At 68.1% G+C, this 3,610-nt stretch carries 3 protein-coding genes; all 3 read left to right on the top strand.

Going from position 1 to position 3,610, the window contains the following annotated elements; all coding sequences use genetic code 11:
- Nucleotides 1-285 precede the first annotated feature (285 nt).
- The 3 genes from VED21_RS28090 to istB all read left to right on the top strand — a co-directional run bounded on the left by VED21_RS28090 (nt 286) and on the right by istB (nt 3,311).
- A complete protein-coding gene (locus VED21_RS28090; RefSeq protein WP_324888330.1) occupies nt 286-996 on the top strand; it encodes a PAS domain S-box protein in 711 nt (236 codons plus the stop codon).
- A 76-nt stretch (nt 997-1,072) separates the two neighbouring features.
- A complete protein-coding gene (gene istA / locus VED21_RS28085; RefSeq protein ID WP_324888328.1) occupies nt 1,073-2,593 on the top strand; it encodes an IS21 family transposase in 1,521 nt (506 codons plus the stop codon).
- Nucleotides 2,580-3,311, top strand: a complete 732-nt coding sequence (istB, locus tag VED21_RS28080; protein WP_324888326.1) for an IS21-like element helper ATPase IstB — start codon at nt 2,580-2,582, stop codon at nt 3,309-3,311. The genes istA and istB overlap by 14 nt, the downstream gene beginning before the upstream one ends.
- The last annotated feature ends 299 nt before the right edge of the window (nt 3,312-3,610 follow it).

Raw genomic sequence — 3,610 nt, 5'->3', positions numbered from 1 at the left:
GCTTCCAGAATGGCCTGGGTGTCCGTGCTGCGCGAACGCCCACCCCGCTTCGACGCGGGGATCAGCGCCGCGAACCGCCTGCACAGCTCACGGGCCAGGACGTGCGGATCGTCCGGCATCGCGATTTCAATCTTCAGGGGCCATGCGAACCGTGGCTCCATCCACCGCTCCATCGCTGAGAAGGGATGATACCGTCTCCATCGGCGTCGTCGATCAGGAAACAACCCTGTGCGACGCGAAACGTCATGGCCGAACCGAAATGTCATGCCAGAATGGGGGGCGGGCATGAACCTTTCCCGATGCTCGGCGTTCCCAATCACTTTGAAATGCAATCGGCGGAGCTTCGGCCTCGCCCCGTCCTTCCTGGAGATCGACATGGCGGAGAGAAGCGCAAACCAGGAAGCGGCGGAGCGGAAGATCCAAAGGGAAGAGGCGCGCGGCGATGCCTTCGTCGTCGCCGTCGAGACGACGCTGATGCCCATGCTGATCGCGGATCCGACCTTGCCGGACGTCCCCATCGTCTTCGTCAATGCCGCCTTCATGAAGATGAGCGGCTATGCCCGCGAAGAAGTTCTCGGCAGGAGTTATCACTTCCTGTCCGGCGCCGACCCCGACCCCGAGGTCGCGCGCGACATCGACATCGCGCTGCGCGCCGGCGAGAGCATAATCCGGGAAGTGCAGCTCTACCGGAAGGACGGCAAGCACCTGTGGGTGCTCCATCACGCCACGCCGGTCTTCGGGAACGGGCAGATCCGCCATCACTTCGTGTCCTTCCTGGACATCACCCGACGGAAGGCGGCGGAGGAGGAGTTGCGGCGGCTCAACGAGGAACTCGACCGGCGGGTGGCGGTCCGCACCGAACGGCTGGACGCCCTCAACCGCCAGCTTGCCGAGGAAGGCGAGCGCCGCACCGAGATGGAACGGGTGCTGCGCGCAACGCTCCAGGACAAGGATGGTGTGCATCGGCTTGCAACACTGGGCCAGTTTCAGGGGTGATCGGCGTCCAATAACCAGCCGCCCCTGATCTGGCAGGCTACCACCCTGGGTTCGGACGACAGGGTGGCGGACAGGGATGCTGACGGTGGAGACGATTGCACGGATACGGCGGGAGCACGCGAAGGGGAGAAGCATCCGGGCGATTGCCCGGTCGCTGAAGCTGTCGCGGGAGACGGTGACGAAATACCTGCGCTCGGGCGAGACGGCGCCGCGCTACGAGCGCCAGCACCAGCCATTCCCGAAGCTGGCCGGCTTCCAAGAGGAGCTGGAACTGCTGATCCTGGAGAACGAGCGGCAGCCCGCCCGCGACCGGCTCGATTACCTGGGGATCTTCGGGCGGCTGAAAGACGCCGGGTTCCAGGGCGGCTACGACGCGGTGCGCCGCTACATCAAGCGCTTCAAGCAGCGCCAGCCGCCGGGCGGGGCGGTGAACGCCTACGTGCCGCTGACCTTCGCTCCCGCCGAGGCGTACCAGTTCGACTGGGCGGAGGAGTGGATCATCCTGGACGGGGTGACGACCAAGGTGCAGGTGGCCCATGCCCGTCTGTGCCACAGCCGCATGCCGTTCGTGGCGGTCTACCCGCGCCAGACCCAGGAGATGGTGTTCGACGCCCACGCCCGTGCCGCGGCGTTCTACGGCGGCCTGTGCGAGCGCGGCATCTACGACAACATGAAGACGGCGGTGGACGCCGTGTTCGTCGGCAAGGAGCGCCGCTTCAACCGCCGCTTCGCCCAGATGTGCTCGCATTACCTGGTCGAGCCGGTGGCCTGCACCCCGGCCTCGGGCTGGGAGAAGGGCCAGGTCGAGAACCAGGTCGGCACCTTGCGCCAGCGCCTTTTCACACCGCGCCTGCGCGCCAAGACGCTGGAGGAGGTGAACGACCGCCTGCGCGACGAGGTGATCGCCTGGGCGCAACAGGCGCCGCATCCCGAGGATCGGAGCCGGACGGTGTGGCAGGTGTTCCAGGCGGAGCGGCCGGCGCTGATCACCGTCAGCGATCCCTTCGACGGCTTCCACGAGACCACGGTCAGCGCCTCGAAAACCTGCCTGATCCGCTTCGACCGCAACCGCTACAGCGTGGCCGCGGTCGCCGCCGGCAAGCCGGTGCAGGTGCGCGCCTACGCGACGCGGATCGTAGCGTGGTTCAACGGCGCGATCGTCGCCGAGCACCCGCGGGCGTTCGGGCACGGCCACACGATCTACGATCCGCTGCACTACCTGCCGGTTCTCGCCCGCAAGCCGGGGGCGCTGCGCAACGGGGCGCCGTTCCGGGACTGGGAGTTGCCGCCGGCTTTGGCGAAGGTGCGGACCCGCCTGGGCCGCGGCGACGACGCCGACCGGCAGTTCGTCGGCGTTCTCGCCGCCATCCTCACCGACGGCCTGGACGCGGTGGAGGCCGCCTGCCGCGAGGCGCTGGCGAGCGGCACGCACAGCCGGGACGTGATCCTGAACATCCTCGCCCGGCGCCACGACGTCACCCCTGCGCCGGCGATGGCGGTGCCGGCGGCGCTGAGGCTGTCCATCGAGCCGGCCGCCGACTGCGGGCGCTACGACCGCTTGCGCGCGGTGCGGGAGGGCTGCCATGGAACGGCATGAGCTGATGGCGGTGATGGCCGAGCTCAGCTTGGCCGGCATGCGCGCCGCCTACGACGAGGTGATGAGCGACGGGCTGAAGCGGCAGCGCACCGTCCAGCAGATCCTGGGCGACCTGCTGGCGGCGGAGCGGGCGGAGAAGCAGGCGCGCTCGATCCGCTACCAGCTCGGCGCCGCCAAGCTGCCCCTGGCCAAGACGCTGGCCGAGTTCAATTTCGCCGCCAGTCCCCTGAACGAGGGCCTGGTGCGCGACCTGCACGACGGACGCTTCCTGGAGACCCAGCGCAACGCCGTGTTCATCGGGGGAACCGGCACCGGCAAGACGCACGTGTGCATCGCCATCACGGCCAACTGCGTGCGCCGCGGCGCCCGCGCCCGGTTCTTCAACGTCATCGACCTGGTGAACCGGCTGGAGGCCGAAGCCCGGGCCGGGCAGGCGGGCAAGCTTGCCGACCAGCTGACCCGCGTTGATCTCGTGGTGCTGGACGAACTCGGCTACCTGCCGTTCTCCCAGAGTGGCGGCCAGCTGCTGTTCCACACGCTCAGCAAGCTGTACGCCCAGACCTCGGTGCTGATCACCACGAACCTGAGCTTTGCTGAATGGCCGTCGGTGTTCGGCGGCGACGCCAAGATGACCACCGCTCTGCTCGACCGGCTCACGCATCACTGCGACATCCTGGAGACCGGCAACGAGAGCTGGCGCTTCAAGAACCGCTCCTGAGCGTTGCCCAGGGGGGCCCACAGGTCCCTCCCACGCGCGCCGCTGCGTCAGCCATGGGGGCACTCCGCGGCGCGCGTGGGACCCTCCCGTGGACTCCCTGGACAACGGGTTCTGCAACCGTAAGCGTGGCTGGAAATTCGACGCCGATGCCGGCTGGATTTTGGAAGCCGATTGACAGGCAGGGGCGGTGATCTTCCGCCTCCTCCAGATCATCGCCAGTCGCAGTCCTCGTGGGCCTCGCTCGCGCGATTAAGCGCGTTAAACGCGTGGGCGTGGCGGGCGTAATGCCGGCCACGCCC

This window comes from Azospirillum sp. (assembly GCF_035627195.1).
Taxonomy (GTDB): Bacteria; Pseudomonadota; Alphaproteobacteria; order Azospirillales; family Azospirillaceae; genus Azospirillum.
This window is presented reverse-complemented; position numbering and strand designations above follow the sequence as displayed.